The organism is Croceibacterium aestuarii (genome assembly GCF_030657335.1).
Lineage (GTDB): Bacteria > Pseudomonadota > Alphaproteobacteria > Sphingomonadales > Sphingomonadaceae > Croceibacterium_B > Croceibacterium_B aestuarii.
Genome location: NZ_CP131039.1, coordinates 2285275 through 2301409, shown reverse-complemented (window position 1 = coordinate 2301409; position 16135 = coordinate 2285275). Strand labels below are relative to the sequence as shown.

Genomic DNA, 16135 nt, shown 5'->3' with positions numbered 1-16135 from the left:
AGGCTCACCCCGCGGGCGTGATCGCCAGCACTTCCTTGCGCACTTGCGCGACAAGGCCCGGGTCGGCAGTCAGCCGAGCTTCTTCCTCGTCGAGGATGGCGAGAAACGCACGCCGCTTGAACTCGCGGCACCGTGCAAGATCGAAGTCGGCGACCGTCGAGCAGATCAGGTCGATCATCCGCTCCGCTCCGTGCAGGCGACCCCAGAGATAGTCGTTCTCGCGGTAACTGCGGCTGAAGAACGCGCCGAAATTGTAGAACTCCGTACCGCGCAGCGTCGTCCGGGCGCCGCCCTCGCGGATAGTGCGGGCGTCGTCGGGGCTGATACGATCGACCTTGACGCCTTCGAACTCCGTCAGTCCCTCGTTCTGGACCAGGGGCAGGGTGGCGACATCATAGAACGGGAAGCCGAGATAGGTCAGCAGCGTCTTGCGTCGCAGATCTTTCGGCATGGCTTCCAGCGCGGCGGTCAGCAGCACCTCGGCCTCGACGTCCGCCGCAGCGAGCGCGCGGCGTTCGGCGAGCGCGTCGAGCACCGCACCGGGGTTCGACAGAACCTCGGCAGCGAGCGCAGGAAAGTCGTCGCCCAGGGCATCGAGCCCGTCGCGGGCGAAGTAGATGGCGAGGATGCCGTAGATCTGCTCGCGCGCCTCATCGAGCGCGACGTCGGAAATTGCCGGATCCGATTCCCAGTCTCGCGATAGACGCCGCGCGATCAGACGCAGGCGGCGCACTCTGAAGCTCAGGTCGTGTGATCGCAGGAAGGCGATGGTCTCGTCGGTCGCTCCGCCGCCGGGCGTGCCGGATCGCTCGAGCCCGCGCTCGGCCATCTCGCGCCGAAGCGCCGCGATGATCGGGTTGGGGGAGGCCAGGGCCAGCTTGGGCGCTGCCTGCATGACGATTTGCGCCATTCGCTCGACGATCCCCGCGATCTTGGACTGAGCATAGGCGCCGAAGGCATAACCGGCCTCTTCGGCCGCGGCCTGCTGGGCACGCGCCCGCCAGCCCGACAGGCGCCTGGGGGTCGGCCGGTCGAGGAACAGGGTGCGTCCAAAAAGGCGATCGACCGCCGCCTCGACTTCGGGGCGCAGCCCGGCGACAATTTGCCGGGTGCGCTCAGCTTCGCGGCTGCGCTGTTCGAGCAGTTCGAGGTTGTCGCGGATCGGTTGCTCGCGCGGGATGGTCGAGAGCGAGCCGAAAATGGCCCCGAAAAAGCTGACCGGCTCGTTCTGTCGGCCGGCGAGGGCGTCGAAGCGGTCGGGGCGCGGGTCGATATAGACGAAACGCCGATCGACCTCGCGCTGTGCCGGGCGCGCGGGCAGGGCGGCGATGGCGGCGGCAAAGGGCGCATTGACCAGCACCGAACCGTCGATCAGCGATACGTTGGCCTCGTTGCCGTTGCGCACGTGCACGGGCATGACGCGTTCGAGGAAGGCGCGGCGGGTGGGCCAGTCGCTGCCGCAAATTTTGGCCAGTGCGTCGATTTCGCCGAGTTGCAGCGCCGGAAACGCGCCCGGGAAGCTCGCCGTGGCGCGACCGGCGAATGTCAGCTCGAGCAGGTCGGCAAGGTCCTTCCCGCCCGCGAGTGGCGCGCGCGAGCGAAACTGGATTTGCAGGCGGTGCTCGCTCTCTTCGACCACCGGCGGACTGTGCATATGTAGCGGTTCGAGAAAGCCGCGGAAATCCGTGGCCGTGACCATGAGATCGAGCGGGTGGTTTGGCGGCAGAAGCGGTGGGCCCGCATCGCCTTCGGCCATGGCCTGCAACGCGTCGTAAATGAGGCGGGAGAAGCCGGACCCGGAAAACGGTGGCTCGAACCAGCGCCCGCGCATGAAGTGGGAAACCTTGCGCCGCACTTCGGCCTGCGTTTCGGGAGAAACGCTCTCCGAAACGGCGTTGCCCGGTCGGCTCAGCACCCATTCGACCAGCGGCTGCGCCCAGTACTTGGAGAACTTCCATCCCGGCCGCGCCGCCGGATCGAGCAGCGCGTCGACGTCGGCCGATTTGAGCCAGAGGTCGGTCAGCGGCTCGAGGCTGTGCCCTGAATGAATCGCCTGGGCGAGGAACACCGCGTTGATGCCGCCCGCGCTGGCTCCGGCGAGGATGTCGGAAAAGACCCGCAGCCGGATTCCGTCGCGGTCTTCGATCTCGCCGAGCAGTTCGTGATAGACCGCCTCGGTCCCGCCCGAGGGCGCTTCGGCGGCATGCAGCCCGCGGCTCGCCTTCGCGGCTTTCCACACCTCCTTGGTGACCCCGTGCATGTAGACGGCGAGGCTGACCCCGCCGTAGCAAATCAGCGCAATCCGAAGTTCCTTCTGCCGCATCGCGCAGGGCCTAGCCGCATGGCGCCGGCAAAGGCAATTGCGTTCCGTATTTGTTCCATATATATGGACCGACCATGGCAAAGACCAAGCGACGCTACATCTGTCAGGCGTGCGGCGGGGTGTCGCACCGCTGGCAAGGCCAGTGCCCCGATTGCGCGGAGTGGAACTCGCTGATCGAGGATGCGCCGGCGAGCGTCTTTTCAGCCAAGCACGACCTGTCGAACGGCGGCCGGCCGATCGAGTTCGTCCCGCTCGACGCGCCGGGCGAAACGCTGCAGCGCCGCTCGACAGGCTTGCCCGAATTCGACCGCGCCCTCGGCGGAGGGCTGGTCCCGGGGGCGGCGATCCTGATGGGCGGCGATCCCGGAATCGGCAAGTCGACGCTGCTGCTGCAAGCTTCGGCCAGGCTCGCGCAGGACGGCGCCGACGTCGTCTATGTCAGCGGCGAGGAAGCGGCCGGACAGGTGCGCCTGCGCGCCGAACGGCTCGGCCATGCCAAGGCGCCGCTCCGGCTCGCATCGGCCACCTCGGTGCGCGATATCCTGACCACGCTCGGGCAGGGGAAACCGCCCTCGCTGCTGGTCATCGATTCGATCCAAACGATGCATTCCGACACCATCGAGGGCGCACCGGGCACGGTCAGCCAGGTGCGGGGCTGCGCCTTCGAGCTGATTCGCTACGCCAAGGAAAGCGGCACCGTGCTGGTCCTGGTCGGTCACGTGACCAAGGACGGCACGATCGCGGGGCCGCGTGTGCTCGAGCACATGGTCGATGTGGTCATGAGCTTCGAGGGCGAGCGCAGCCACCAGTACCGCATCCTGCGCGCGCTCAAGAATCGCTACGGCGCGGTTGACGAAATCGGCGTCTTCGCCATGGCCGGACAGGGGCTGGAAGAAGTCCCGAACCCCTCCTCGCTCTTTCTCACCGGCCGCGAGGCGCCGATTGCCGGAAGTGCAGTGTTCCCCGCGCTGGAGGGCACGCGCCCGGTGCTCGTCGAAGTCCAGGCGCTGATCGTACGGCTGCAATCGGGCGCGACGCCGCGCCGCGCCGTGGTGGGCTGGGATTCGAGCCGTCTCGCCATGTTGCTGGCGGTGCTCGAAGCACGCTGCGGGCTCAATTTCTCCTCCGCCGAAGTCTATCTCAACGTCTCGGGCGGCTATCGCCTGTCCGACCCGGCGGCCGATCTTGCGGTCGCGGCGGCGCTGGTCTCGGCGCTTTCCGACAAGCCGCTGCCGCTACGCAGCACGTGGTTCGGCGAAGTCTCGCTGGCCGGCGAAGTTCGGCCCGTGGCGCATGCCGGGCTCCGCCTCCGCGAGGCGGCCAAGCTCGGCTTCGATGCGGCGTGCGGACCGGGAGACATCGGTCCGGCGCCTGAAGCGCTGCGCTATGAAGCGGCCGATCGACTGCCCAAGCTCGTTGACCGGATAATCGGGGCCTCTTAGATCAGCGCCAATGACGGGTTTCGACATTATCGTCCTGGTGATCGTGGGTGTCGCGGCCATCGGCGGGTTCACGCGCGGCTTTCTGCAGGAAGTGCTTTCGCTCCTAGCCTGGGTGCTGGCGGTATTCGCCATCCGCTACCTGCACACTGACCTCACCCAGTTCCTGTTCGACTACATCGGTTCGCCGACCAGCGCGGCGATCCTCGCCTTCGCGCTGCTGTTGCTGATTCCCTACGCGGCGATGAAGGTGATTGCCGGCAATATCGGCAAGGCTTCGCGGGGGTCGGTGATCGGGCCGATTGACCGCGTCCTGGGCTTCGGTTTCGGCGCGATCAAGGGAGTGATCATCGTAATCATCGCCTTCTCGCTGGTGGTGCTGGGCTACGACACGATCTGGGGCCCGACAGGCCGGCCGCTGTGGATCAAGGAAGCGCGCACTTACACTTTCGTCAACGCCGCTTCGGAGGCCATGGTTCAGCTGATCCAGGAGCGGCGCGACCTCCTGCGTGAACAAGGCGACGCGATCGGCGGCGAACAGTAGTGGCCGGCGCCGAGCGTCTTTACACACCGGAATTGCTCGCCCTTGCAGTCGAACTCGCCGAGCATCCGCTCGACGACAGCCTGCCGCTGCGCGGTTCGGCACGTTCGAAGAGCTGCGGTAGCACGCTCGACATGGCCCTTGGCGTCGACGACGCCGGGCGGATCGACGCCCTTGGCATGCGGGTGCGGGCCTGCGCCGTCGGTCAGGCCGCTGCGGCACTGTTCGCGCGCTCGGCTGCTGGCCGGACTGCAACGCAAATCGCCGCGGCCAGCGAGAGAATCGAGCGCTGGCTGGTGGAGGGCGGTGAGGTGCCTGACTGGCCGGAACTGGCCCTGATCGCCGCTGCACGCGACTATCCGGCACGCCACGGCGCGATCATGCTGCCGTGGACGGCGGCGCGCGATGCCCTTTGCAGTCTTCTGCCCGCCCGCTAATCGGGGGGTCAGAGCAGGGGACGAGGGAAACCGACATGGCCAGCGCCGCGATTGCCACGCACGAACCGAGCGTCAGCGAAATCCGGCTCGTGATTGCCGCCAGTTCGGCCGGCACAATCTTCGAGTGGTACGATTTCTTCATCTACGGCACGCTCGCCAGCCTGATTGGCGCGGCCTTCTTTCCGAGCGACAACGAGACGCTGCAATTGCTGCTCGTCTGGGCCGGCTTCGCCGTCGGCTTCGGTTTCCGCCCGCTTGGTGCGATTCTCTTCGGTTTCCTTGGCGATCGACTAGGGCGCAAGTACACCTTTCTCATCACCGTCACTCTGATGGGCGTGGCCACGGCCGGTGTCGGGCTGGTCCCGGGGGCAGCGTCGATCGGGTTGGTGGCGCCGGCGATCGTGATCGTCTTGCGCATCCTGCAGGGGCTGGCGCTGGGCGGCGAATACGGGGGGGCGGCGATCTACGTCGCCGAACACGCGCCCAAGGAAAAGCGCGGCTATTATACGAGCTTCATCCAGGCTGCCGTGGTCGGCGGGTTCGTGCTGTCGATCGCCGTCGTGCTTGCCTGCCGCGCCCTGATCCCGGCGGAAGAGTTTGCCGCATGGGGCTGGCGCATTCCCTTCCTGCTCTCGCTCGTCCTGCTCGCCATTTCGCTGTGGATGCGTCTCAAGCTTTCGGAAAGCCCGGTGTTCAAGGCGATGAAGGAGGCGGGCGAGCTCTCCGGCAACCCGTTCGTGCGCAGCTTCACCTACCCGGGCAACAAGAAGCGCATTTTCGTCGCGCTGTTCGGCGTGACCGGGATCCTGACGACGATCTGGTACACTGCCTTCTTCTCGGGGCTGTCGTTCCTGCGCGGACCCATGCGGATGGACGAGACTCTCGTCGAATGGGTGCTGATGATCGCCGGGCTCATCGCGATGTCGTTCTATGTGGTGGTGGGGAAGTGGTCCGACCGGGTCGGGCGCAAGACGCCGATCATCATCGGCAGCGTGCTCACCCTGCTGCTGCTGTTTCCGACGTTCTGGGCGATGGGATCGCTGGCCAATCCGGGTCTTGCCCGAAGTGCGGAGGAGGCCCCGGTCGTCGTAAACGGGATCGACTGCAATTACGATCCGTTCGCAAATCAGCAAGCGAGCCTCTGCGGGCGCGTGCTGCAGGATCTGACGTCGCTGGGCGTGAGCTACAACGTCGACGAGCGAGGGGCCGCACGAGGCAGATCGATCGATCTCGACAGCGAAAGGCCGTCCCCGCTCTTGCTGCGCATCGGGGGAACCGACCTCGCGATACCGACGGCATTGTTCGATGACGCAGCAGCGCGGGGCGATCTCGTAAAGTCGTCGCTCGAGGCGGCTGGCTACGACTTTTCCCGGCAGTCTCCGCCGCTCGCGAACGTCCTCGGCATCGTCGCGCTGGTGCTGGTCATGGGCGTGCTCTCGGCGCTGACTTACGGATCGGTTGCGGCGCTGCTGGCCGAGATGTTCCCGCCGCAGATCCGCTATTCCTCGATGTCGATCCCATATCACATTGGCGCCGGTTACCTCGGCGGGTTTCTGCCGCTGATCGCGAGCTACATCGTCGCCACGAGCGGCAACCCCTATTCGGGCCTGTGGTACACCTGGGCGGTGGTCGCTTTCGGTCTCGCCGTCGCCTGGTGGGGTCTGCGCGACGGGCCGCCACGCGATTTCGTCAACGAATGAGTGAAACCTGCCCGCGCACCCTCCGCCTTCGTCTCGACGAAGCGGCGCTCGCCGGCAATTGGCGCACGCTCGACGCGCTGTCGGGCGCTGCGGTTGCAGGCGCCGCGGTCAAGGCCGATGGTTACGGCCTCGGCGCTCAGCGCGTCGTTCCGGTGCTGCGCGCCGCCGGGTGCCGCAACTTCTTCGTCGCCCACTGGAGCGAGGTCGAGCCCGTCCTGACGCACACGGGGCCGGGCGAACTCGCGGTCCTGCACGGCCCGCACGTTCCGGAGCACGTCGCCTTCGCCCGCTCCCGGGGCGTGCGGCCGGTGATCAACAGCGTGCGCCAGGCGCGCCTGTGGCTCGAAGGCGGGGGCGGTGCGTGCGACCTGATGCTCGATACCGGCATTAACCGACTTGGACTGCCGCCATCCGAGATCGGGGACGAAACAATTGCCCGGCTCGAAGTCGAGACGCTGATGTCGCACCTCGCCTCGGCCGACGAGGACAGTGCGCAGAACGAGGCGCAGCGCACCTTGTTCTGCGAGCTTGCCGGCCATGTCGCGCACAAGCGCCGCAGCATAGCCAACAGCGCCGGCATTGCTTTGGGCGCGGCCTATGCCTTCGATCTCACCCGGCCGGGGCTGGCACTTTACGGCGGCGTGCCGCGGCCAGAACTTGCCGACGCTATCCGCCAGGTGGCATTTCCGCAGGCGGCGGTGATCCAGTTGCGTGACCTGCACCGCGGCGACCGGGTGGGATACAATGCCGCCTGGACCGCCGAGCAGCCGACCCGGGCGGCAACCGTCTCGCTCGGTTATGCAGACGGCTTCTTGCGCAGTCGCGCTGCGCAGGGCGCATTGCAGTTTCGCGACGCCGAGCTGCCCCTGCTCGGCAAGATTTCGATGGACATGGTGGTGGTCGACTGCAGCGCTGCGCCGGAACTCGCCGAGGGAGACTGGCTCGACGTCCCGTTCGACCTACCCGAGGTCGCGCGCCAGACGGGCATGTCGCAGTACGAACTGCTGACCACCCTCGGCAACCGGTTCTCGGCAATAAATTGAGGCATATGTTGCGCTGCACTCGCTGCAAGTGCTAAATGCGTTGGGGCGCTCATCGTACACGGAGAACATCAGGTCGTGGCAACCGCACAACCAGCGGCCGAAGATCCGGTCATCGTAAAGAAGTACGCCAACCGGCGGCTCTACAACACGCGCAGCTCAAGCTACATCACGCTCGACGATCTCGCGCGAATGACGCGGCAGGGCACCGACTTCGTCGTGCTCGATGCCAAGACCGGCAACGACATCACCCACACCATCCTGACGCAGATCATCATGGACGAGGAGTCGAGCGGCGAGCAGTTGCTGCCGATCAGTTTCCTGCGCCAGCTCATCGCCATGTACGGCGATTCGATGCAGTCGATGATGCCGCAGTATCTCGAAGCTTCGATGACCAACTTCCGCGCCAACCAGCAGAAGCTGCAGGACGCCTGGAAAGCCAGCGTCGGGCCCGAGGCCTTCGGCAAGCTCGCCGAAACCAACATGGCCATGTTCAAGGCTGCGGCCAGCGCCTTCATGCCCAAGGCGAATGCCGAACCGACATCGGCCGGCGGTAGCGCCGAAAGCGAGCTCGATGCGCTCAAGAAGCAGATGGCAGCGATGCAGAAGAAGCTCGACGAGCTTGGCAAATAGCTTGCGGCGGGCCACTGCCTGCCACTTCTATCGGAAACAGATTCGGAAAAACTCCTCGTGACGGCCATTCGCCACGCATTGACCAACAGGCGCGACGACGATTTCGCGCAGTGGTACCAGGAAGTCGTCTCCAGCGCCGACATGGCCGAGGAATCGGGCGTGCGCGGATGCATGGTGATCAAGCCGTGGGGTTTCGGCATCTGGGAACGGATGCAGGCGCTGATGGATCGCCGGATCAAGGCGGCGGGCGTGCAGAACGCCTACTTCCCGCTGTTCATCCCGCTCGGCAACTTCGTCCGCGAAGCCGAGCACGTCGAGGGCTTCGCCAAGGAAATGGCGGTCGTTACCCACCACCGCCTGATCGCCGACGGCAAGGGCGGGCTGATCCCCGATCCCGAAGCCAAGCTCGAAGAGCCGCTGATCGTGCGGCCGACGTCCGAGACGATCATTGGCGATGCAATGAGCCGCTGGATCCAGTCGTGGCGTGACCTTCCGCTCATGCTCAACCAGTGGGCCAACGTGGTGCGCTGGGAAATGCGTACCCGCATGTTCCTGCGCACCAGCGAATTCCTCTGGCAGGAAGGTCATACCGCGCACGAGACGCGCGAGGACGCGATGGCCGAGACGCTGCGCGCGCTCGAAATGTACCGCGCCTTTGCCGAAGAGGATGTCGCGCTGCCGGTCATCGTCGGCGAGAAGCCGGCCAACGAGCGCTTTCCCGGCGCGGTCGGCACCTGGTCGATCGAGGCTATGATGCAGGACGGCAAGGCGCTGCAGGCGGGCACCAGCCATTATCTCGGCACCAGCTTCGCCGATGCGGCAAACATCCGCTTCCAGGATCGCGAGGGCGCCCAGCAACTGTGCCACACCACCAGCTGGGGCGTTTCGACCCGCATGGTCGGGGCGATGATCATGACTCACGGCGACGACGACGGCTTGCGCGTGCCGCCGGCGCTGGCGCCGTTCCAGGTGGTCATCGTGCCGATGCTGCGCGAGGACGATGGCGACGCGGCGATCCTCGATTACTGTGCGTCGCTGCGCGCAACATTGCTGCAGCAATCGGCGTTTGGCGAACCGCTGCGCGTCCTGCTCGACGCCAAGCCGGGCAAGGCTGCTGCCAAGCGCTGGGACTGGGTCCGCAAGGGGGCCCCGGTGATCGTCGAGGTCGGCCCGCGCGACATGGAGAACGGCAAGGTTGCCGTACTGGGGCGCGATGCGCTGTGGAACGCGCAGAACGGCAAGCCCGCCTTCGCCTTCACCGCGAAAGACGAATTCGCCAACAACGCTCCAGCCATGCTGGAGCAGATCCAACAGGTACTTTTTACCGAGGCCCGCCAGCGGCGCGAAGCCAACATCGTCCGCGACATCGAGAGCATCGAAGCGCTCGACGCTTTCTACAGTGCCGGCCGGAAATATCCGGGCTGGGCCGAAGTCCAGTGGTCGCGGCCCGAGGGCGCGGCGCTCGACCAGGTCGTCGAACTGCTCAAGGCCCGCAAGCTGACCTTTCGCAACGTGCCGCTCGATGCGGAGCCGGCGAACGGCACCTGCCTGTTCACCGGCCAGCCCGCCGTGGAACGGATCTACGTCGCCCGCGCCTACTGACCCTCCGCCTTACTGGTCCTTGGCCACGTCGGCCTTGTAGGCATCGAGGCTGATGTCGCGGCCGAGGAAGTCGCGGACCAGCTCCGCCGCGGGAGCGGTGCCGCCCCTGGCCAGGATCTTGGCGCGGTACTCGGCGGCAGTCCCGGCATTGCGCAAGCCATCGGCCTGGAACCGGGTGAACAGGTCGTCGGCAATGACCTTCGACCAGCGATAGGTGTAGTAGATGGCCGAATAGCCGTTCAGGTGGCCGAACGAATCCTGCATCTGCACGTAGCCGGGCATCGGGATCGTGGCGTACTTGTCGTAGTAGGACCGCGTCGCCGCGCCCAGGTCGCTCGGTACCGGGTTCTGGTGGAACTGAAGCGAGATGTTCGCATAACCAAGCTGGGTCATGTCATCCATGCCCAGGTTGAAATAGCGCGCCTTGTTCATCTTCTCGACCAGCTTGCGCGGGATGGGCTTGCCATCCTTGTCGCGCGCGAACTTGGCCAGCGTGTCGTAGTCGTAGACCCAGTTCTCGAGCATCTGCGAGGGGGCCTCGACGAAGTCCCACTCGGTCGTCACCCCGCTCTGCGCGAACCATTCTTGCGTGCCGCCGAACATGCCGTGCAGCATGTGGCCGAATTCGTGCAGGAAGGTCTCGACGTCGCGATGTTCCATCAGTCCGGTCGAGTGATCGCCGGTCGGCAGGTTCATGACCAGCGCCGCTACCGGCGGGGCCTTGCCTTCCACGCCGGGGTAGATCGGGATCATGTTGGCGTGGGTGTACTTGCCCGGGCGCGGGTGTGAATCGAAGTAGAAGCGGCCGATGACCTTGCCGTGGTCGACCATCTCATAGGTCTCGACCAGCGGGTCCCATGTCGGCGTGTCCCACGGACGAATCTCGACCCCGAACAGGTCTTCGGTCAGCTTGAGAATGCCGTCGCGCACGTCGTTGTAGGCGAAGTATTTGCGCGCCTCCTGCGGATCGTAGTCGTAGTATTTCTGCTGGACCTTGCCCTTGAGCCACTGGACCTGCCAGTAATCGACCTTGTCGGCTCCGGGCTCGATCGTCTTGAGTACGGCGAGGCTCTTGGCGTAGTCGCGCATCGCCGCGGGGCGGGCAGCTTCGGCCATCTCGGTGATCAGCGACTGCACCTTGGCCGGGCTGTCGACCATCTTGTCCTCGAGCACGAGCGTGGCGTAGTTCGGCCGGCCCAGCAGATCGGCGAGCTGCTGGCGCAGGAAGAACAGCTCCTTCAGCTTGACGTCGTTGGCCGGATAGGCGCGCTGCATGTAGGCTTCGCTGAGCCGGCGGCGCAGGGCGTCGCTATCGGCATAGGCCATGACCGGCTGGTAGTCGGGATAGTCCGTCGAGATCTCCACCAGGCCGTCGGCGCCCGGCTTGTGCGCGTCGATGTAGTCCTGCGGCAGGCCGGCGAGCTCTTCCGGCTTCACCTTGATGACCTTGCGGGCGTTGGCGATGTTGGTGTCGAAGGCGTCGCCGACTTTGGCGATTTCCTCGTTGAGCGCCTGGACATGGCCGCGCTTGTCGGCGTCGAGCGCTACGCCGGCGCGTTCGAAGTCGCCGAGCGTCCGCTTCAGATACCAGGCCGTGGCAGGATCGGCCTCGGTCGTGTCGATCGCCTTTAGCCGCTCATAGATCGGGCGCGACAGGCTCAGTTCGCTGGCCAGCTTGGCCAGCTCGACAGCGCAGGCGCCGCCGGCGTCGCGCCGCTCCTGGTCGGCCATGACCTGCTTGTAGAGCTCGAATTCGCCAAGTCCGGCGTTGAGCAGTCCGACGATCGCGTCGTAGCGCTCGAGCGTCCCGCCGATCGACGCCGGCCCGGTCTCTCCCGCCAGCTCCGCCTTGCGGCGCTCGATTTCGTCGACATAGACCTTGCACTTGGCGGCGATCTCGTCCGGACTTGCCGCAGTGGCGAGCACCGTTCCCATCGTGCCGAGCGCGCTGGCGTCAGCGGCCATGGCGGGAGCTGCGGTGAGGGCAGTGGCGGCGAGCAGGGCGCCGGAGAGCAAGGATTTCATCGGCCAAGGTGCGCTTTCCTGAGGGAAGAATGCGGTTTCCATAGAAACGTAAAGCTGACTTGCAAATGAAGCCCGCCGCCACCCGCCGACCGCCCGTCGCCTTGCGCCGAGGCTGCGTGCTCGCCATATCGCGCCGATGCAACAGCGCAAGAAAGCCCATGGCCTGCCCAGCAAGGAGCAGGTCCTTGAATTCATTCGCACCGCCGATGGCCCAGCCGGCAAACGCGAGATCGCCCGTGCCTTCGGGCTCAAGGGGCAGGAGAAGATCGCCCTCAAGAAGCTTCTCGGCGACATGGCCGACGAGGGCCTGATCGACGGTCGCAAGAGCGCCTATCACCGGATGGGCGGTTTGCCCAAGGTCACCGTGCTGCGCGTGGTCGACGTCGAGGAGGGCTATCCGCTGGCGATCCCCGACACCTGGGAGCCCGACGACGCAACGCCGCCGCCGCGGGTGCGGATCGTCGAGAGCAAGAAGGGCGGGGCGCTGAAGAAGGGCGACCGCGTCCTCGCCCGGACCGAGGAAGCAGGCAAGGGCTGGCGCGCGCATCCGATCAAGAAGCTGCCCGCTGCCGAACAGTCGATGCTCGGCGTGATCGAGACCGATGCATCGGGCCGGCATTGGCTCGCGCCAGTCGACAAGCGCATTCGCACGTCGAGCCCGGTCAAGGACATCGGAGCCGCCGAGACCGGCAACCTCGTGCTCGCCGAGCCGATCGGCCGCGGGGCCAAGGCGGGAGTAAAGGTGACCGAAGTGCTCGGCGACCCGCTCGCCCCGCGCTCCTACAGCCTCATCGCCATTCACAAGTACGGCATCCCCCACGTCTTCTCCGAAGAGGTGCTGGCAGAGGCCGAAGCGGCGGCGAAGCTGCCGCTGAGCGAGGACAAGCGCGAGGACCTGCGCGATGTGCCGATCATCGCCATCGACCCGGCCGACGCGCGCGATCATGACGATGCGATCTGGGCCGAACCCGACGGCGAAGGCGGCTACCGCGCCATCGTCGCGATTGCCGACGTGAGCTTCTACGTCCGCCCCGGCAGCAAGCTCGACCGCGAGGCGAGGAAGCGCGGCAACTCGGTTTACTTTCCCGACCGTGTCGTTCCCATGCTTCCCGAAGTGCTCAGCGCCGACGTCTGCTCGCTCGGCGAGGGCGAGGATCGCGCGGCGATGGCGTGCCACCTGTCGATCGACAAGCACGGCCGGGTGAAGGATTTCCGCTTCACCCGCGCCCTGGTCCGCATTGCCGAGGTCGTCGCCTACGAGGATGCCCAGGCGCGTTTCGACGGGGAGGGCGAGGAGGTCCAGCTGCGCAACCTGTGGGGCGCGTGGAAGCTGCTCAACAAGGCGCGCGAGAACCGCGACCCGCTCGATCTCGACCTGCCCGAGCGCCGGGTGGTGCTCGACGAGGAGGGTAAGATCGCCGAGATCGCGGTGCGCGAACGGCTCGATGCCCACCGCGTGGTCGAGGACTTCATGATTGCCGCCAACGTGGCCGCGGCCAAGGCGCTGGAAAGCAAGGCCAGCCCGGTCGTCTACCGTATCCACGAGCCGCCCACGCGCGAGAAGCTTCTGTCGCTCAAGGATTATTTCCAGTCGATCGGCAAGAACCTTGCGCTCGGCCAGGTCATCACTCCCGGCCTGTTCAATCGCATGATCAAGGACGTTGCCGACCCGGCGGAGAAGGCGCTGGTGATGGAGGCGGTGCTACGCAGCCAGACGCAGGCCTATTACGGCCCGCAGAACGCCGGTCACTTCGGCCTCGCCCTGGGCAGCTATGCCCACTTCACCTCGCCGATCCGGCGCTATTCGGACCTTCTGGTTCACCGCGCACTGGTGGACAGCTTTCACCTCGAGCAGCCCGCCCCAAAGGGGAGCATCCCCGCGCATAGCGGACTGTCCGAGCAGGACCGCGCCGACCTTTCCAAGGTCACCGACCTGATCAGCGTGACCGAGCGCCGGGCGATGGAGGCCGAACGCGATACCATCGACCGCTATGTCGCCGCCTGGCTGGCCGGCAAGGTCGGCGAGGTGTTCGAGACTCGGATCACCGGGGTGCAGAGCTTCGGCTTCTTCGCCACGATCCTCGGCTTCGGCGGAGATGGGCTGGTCCCCGTCTCGACCCTCGGCCAGGACTATTTCCGCTACGACGAGGCCGCACAGGCGCTGATCGGCGAAAAGACCGGAGAGAAATACGTCGTCGGCCAGCGGCTCGAGCTGCGGCTCGGCGAGGCCAACCCGCTGACCGGCGCGCTCAAGTTCGAATTGCCGCACGGCAAGGGTGACAGGATCGAACCGCGCGGTAACCGCCCGGAGAGGAAGGGCAGGGGGCAGGGCAGGCCGAAAGCCAAGGACGGGAAGGACAAGCCGCGCCGCCCGCAAGGCAAGCGCGGCCGCCCGGGCAACATCCGTCATCAGGGCAAGGGCAAGAAGCGGTAGACCTTTCCCCCATCGCGGGGAAAAAACTAGCTCAGCTCGTCGATCCGTTCTTCGCCCAGGCCCCCGGGCACGATGAACAGCGGGCAGCGCAGCGAACCCGAATGGGCCGAGAAGTGGCTGATGAGCGGCCCTGGGTTGCCCTCCTTGGCCGCGCCGAGGACCAACGCGGCAACCTCGGGGTGCGAGTCGAGATATTCGTTGATGACGGTCACCCCTTCGCCGACTCGCACGGCGATTTGCGGCATTCGGCCGCTTTCGGAAAAGAGTTCGCCGGCCGCGGAATTGGCCATCACCTCGGCGCGGTCGCGGGCCTCTTCCTCGATCGTCGCCTGGACGCCGCCGAAGGCGCTGAACTGCTGGCGCGGGACCAGTGCCAGGATGTGCACGGACCCGCCGGTGTCGGCCGCACGCCGCGCGGCGAAGCGCAGCGCCAGGTGGGCTTCCTCGGTCTCGTCGATGATCGCCAGATAGACCCGCATATGTTCTCGTCCCCCGGCCGCCGGTGGTATCTGCCGAAACCGCCGCTAGCAAGAACCTTGCCGATGGCCTGCGAATTCGCCAGAGACGGGCCAAACAAGGACCGACCGACAGGATCGACGCGAACCCATGCCGATTGCCATCAAGATGCCCGCACTTTCGCCGACCATGGAGGAGGGCACGCTTGCCCGCTGGCTGGTCAAGGTGGGGGACAAGGTCAGTTCCGGCGACATCATGGCCGAGATCGAGACCGACAAGGCGACGATGGAATTCGAGGCGGTCGACGAAGGCACGATTGCCGACATCGCCGTGGCCGAGGGCACCGAGGGCGTGAAGGTCGGGACCGTCATCGCGACGCTGGCGGAAGAGGGCGAGGATCCGTCCGAAGTGAAGCCGGCAAGCGGCGATGCCGCGCCGGCCCCGGCGCCCAAGGCGGAAGCTGCGAAAGAATCCGTCGTCCCAGCGAAAGCTGGGACCGCTGTCGAAACCGAGCAGCCTCCTGCCAAGCCGAAAGCGGCCCCAGCTTCCGCTGGGGCGACGAGCGGCGGCGACCGCGTGATCGCTTCGCCGCTGGCGAAGCGGATCGCGGCCGACAAGGGTATCGACCTCGCCTCGCTCACCGGTAGCGGGCCGAACGGCCGCATCGTCAAGGCCGACGTCGAAGGCGCCAAGCCCGGCGCCGCAACACCGGCGCCAGCAGCAGCGCCCGCCGCTGCGCCCGCTGCGGCTCAGGACTTCGGCATTCCGCACGAGGTCGAAAAGCTCTCCGGCATGCGCAAGACCATCGCGCGTCGTCTCACCGAATCCAAGCAGCAGATCCCGCACATCTACCTCACCGTGGACATCCGGCTCGACGCGCTGCTCAAGCTGCGCAGTCAGATCAACGCCGCGCTCGAGGGCGACGGGGTCAAGGTCAGCGTCAACGACATGCTGATCAAGGCGCTGGCCAAGGCGCTGCTTCGCGTTCCGACATGCAACGTGCAGTTCGCCGGCGATACTCTGCTCAAGTTCAGCCGCGCCGATATCTCGGTCGCGGTGTCGATCGAAGGCGGACTTATCACCCCCATCATCGTCGATGCGGGTATGAAGTCGCTGTCGCAGATCTCCGCCGAGATGAAGGACCTCGCCGGCCGCGCCCGGGAGGGCAAGCTGCAGCCGCAGGAATACCAGGGCGGCACCGCCAGCATCTCCAACATGGGCATGTTCGGTATCAAGCAGTTCGAGGCGGTGATCAATCCGCCGCAGGCGATGATCATGGCCATCGGCGCAGGCGAGAAGCGCCCCTACGTGGTCGACGACGCGCTGCAGATCGCCACCGTGATGAGCGCCACCGGCAGCTTCGACCACCGCGCCATCGACGGGGCCGACGGCGCCGAGCTGATGAAGGTGTTCAAGGAACTGTGCGAGAAGCCGTTGGGGCTGGTGGCTTGATCGCAAGGAGCGCGAATTGACTGAATTTCGCGACCCCGCCATCCGCGTCACCG

12 protein-coding genes are annotated in these 16135 nt (G+C 66.2%); 9 read left to right on the top strand and 3 right to left on the bottom strand.

The features are described 5' to 3' along the window. Positions 1-4: 4 nt before the first annotated feature. Positions 5-2323, bottom strand: a complete 2319-nt coding sequence (locus tag Q7I88_RS11400; RefSeq protein ID WP_305096036.1) for a patatin-like protein — start codon at positions 2321-2323, stop codon at positions 5-7. Positions 2324-2397: 74 nt separating this feature from the next. Between Q7I88_RS11400 and radA the strand changes: the two genes are divergently transcribed. The 7 genes from radA to Q7I88_RS11365 all read left to right on the top strand — a co-directional run bounded on the left by radA (position 2398) and on the right by Q7I88_RS11365 (position 9715). Then, positions 2398-3765 (top strand): DNA repair protein RadA, encoded by a 1368-nt coding sequence (radA, locus tag Q7I88_RS11395; protein WP_305096035.1) that lies wholly within the window; start codon positions 2398-2400, stop codon positions 3763-3765. Between the two features lie 10 nt (positions 3766-3775). Continuing rightward, positions 3776-4306, top strand: coding sequence for a CvpA family protein (locus Q7I88_RS11390; RefSeq protein ID WP_305096034.1), 531 nt, complete (start codon positions 3776-3778; stop codon positions 4304-4306). After that, on the top strand, positions 4306-4740 hold the full coding sequence (locus Q7I88_RS11385; RefSeq protein ID WP_305096033.1) for an iron-sulfur cluster assembly scaffold protein: 435 nt from the start codon (positions 4306-4308) through the stop codon (positions 4738-4740). Before Q7I88_RS11390 ends, Q7I88_RS11385 begins: the two co-directional genes overlap by 1 nt. 35 nt (positions 4741-4775) lie before the next feature. Next, complete coding sequence (locus Q7I88_RS11380; RefSeq protein ID WP_305096032.1) at positions 4776-6440, top strand: MFS transporter; 1665 nt, start codon at positions 4776-4778, stop codon at positions 6438-6440. After that, positions 6437-7483 (top strand): alanine racemase, encoded by a 1047-nt coding sequence (locus Q7I88_RS11375; protein WP_305096031.1) that lies wholly within the window; start codon positions 6437-6439, stop codon positions 7481-7483. The genes Q7I88_RS11380 and Q7I88_RS11375 overlap by 4 nt, the downstream gene beginning before the upstream one ends. 75 nt (positions 7484-7558) lie before the next feature. Continuing rightward, positions 7559-8113: a polyhydroxyalkanoate synthesis repressor PhaR gene (phaR, locus tag Q7I88_RS11370; protein WP_305096030.1), complete on the top strand. Its 555-nt coding sequence runs from the start codon at positions 7559-7561 to the stop codon at positions 8111-8113. Positions 8114-8170: 57 nt separating this feature from the next. After that, the gene (locus tag Q7I88_RS11365) at positions 8171-9715 is read left to right on the top strand and encodes an aminoacyl--tRNA ligase-related protein (protein ID WP_305096029.1); all 1545 of its coding nucleotides are present in this window, start codon (positions 8171-8173) and stop codon (positions 9713-9715) included. 9 nt (positions 9716-9724) lie between these two features. Here Q7I88_RS11365 and Q7I88_RS11360 read toward each other — a convergent pair whose 3' ends face one another. After that, the gene (locus tag Q7I88_RS11360) at positions 9725-11740 is read right to left on the bottom strand and encodes a M3 family metallopeptidase (RefSeq protein ID WP_305096028.1); all 2016 of its coding nucleotides are present in this window, start codon (positions 11738-11740) and stop codon (positions 9725-9727) included. 136 nt (positions 11741-11876) lie between these two features. Here Q7I88_RS11360 and rnr point away from each other — a divergent pair, with 136 nt between their 5' ends. After that, positions 11877-14174: a ribonuclease R gene (gene rnr / locus Q7I88_RS11355; RefSeq protein WP_305096027.1), complete on the top strand. Its 2298-nt coding sequence runs from the start codon at positions 11877-11879 to the stop codon at positions 14172-14174. Between the two features lie 26 nt (positions 14175-14200). On the opposite strand, the gene Q7I88_RS11350 is transcribed toward rnr, so the two are convergent. Further along, positions 14201-14653 carry a universal stress protein gene (locus tag Q7I88_RS11350; protein ID WP_305096026.1) on the bottom strand — a complete coding sequence of 151 codons (453 nt, stop codon included), beginning with the start codon at positions 14651-14653 and terminating at the stop codon, positions 14201-14203. 127 nt (positions 14654-14780) lie between these two features. Between Q7I88_RS11350 and Q7I88_RS11345 the strand changes: the two genes are divergently transcribed. Beyond that, positions 14781-16082: a pyruvate dehydrogenase complex dihydrolipoamide acetyltransferase gene (locus tag Q7I88_RS11345; RefSeq protein WP_305096025.1), complete on the top strand. Its 1302-nt coding sequence runs from the start codon at positions 14781-14783 to the stop codon at positions 16080-16082. Positions 16083-16135: the final 53 nt, after the last annotated feature.

Coding starts and splice junctions, on each gene's coding strand:
- Q7I88_RS11360 (WP_305096028.1), bottom strand. CDS start 11,740: ATGAAATCCTTGCTCTCCGGCGCCCTGCTCGCCGCCACTGCCCTCACC.
- Q7I88_RS11345 (WP_305096025.1), top strand. CDS start 14,781: ATGCCGATTGCCATCAAGATGCCCGCACTTTCGCCGACCATGGAGGAG.
- Q7I88_RS11380 (WP_305096032.1), top strand. CDS start 4,776: ATGGCCAGCGCCGCGATTGCCACGCACGAACCGAGCGTCAGCGAAATC.
- rnr (WP_305096027.1), top strand. CDS start 11,877: ATGCAACAGCGCAAGAAAGCCCATGGCCTGCCCAGCAAGGAGCAGGTC.
- Q7I88_RS11400 (WP_305096036.1), bottom strand. CDS start 2,323: ATGCGGCAGAAGGAACTTCGGATTGCGCTGATTTGCTACGGCGGGGTC.
- Q7I88_RS11390 (WP_305096034.1), top strand. CDS start 3,776: ATGACGGGTTTCGACATTATCGTCCTGGTGATCGTGGGTGTCGCGGCC.
- Q7I88_RS11375 (WP_305096031.1), top strand. CDS start 6,437: ATGAGTGAAACCTGCCCGCGCACCCTCCGCCTTCGTCTCGACGAAGCG.
- radA (WP_305096035.1), top strand. CDS start 2,398: ATGGCAAAGACCAAGCGACGCTACATCTGTCAGGCGTGCGGCGGGGTG.
- Q7I88_RS11350 (WP_305096026.1), bottom strand. CDS start 14,653: ATGCGGGTCTATCTGGCGATCATCGACGAGACCGAGGAAGCCCACCTG.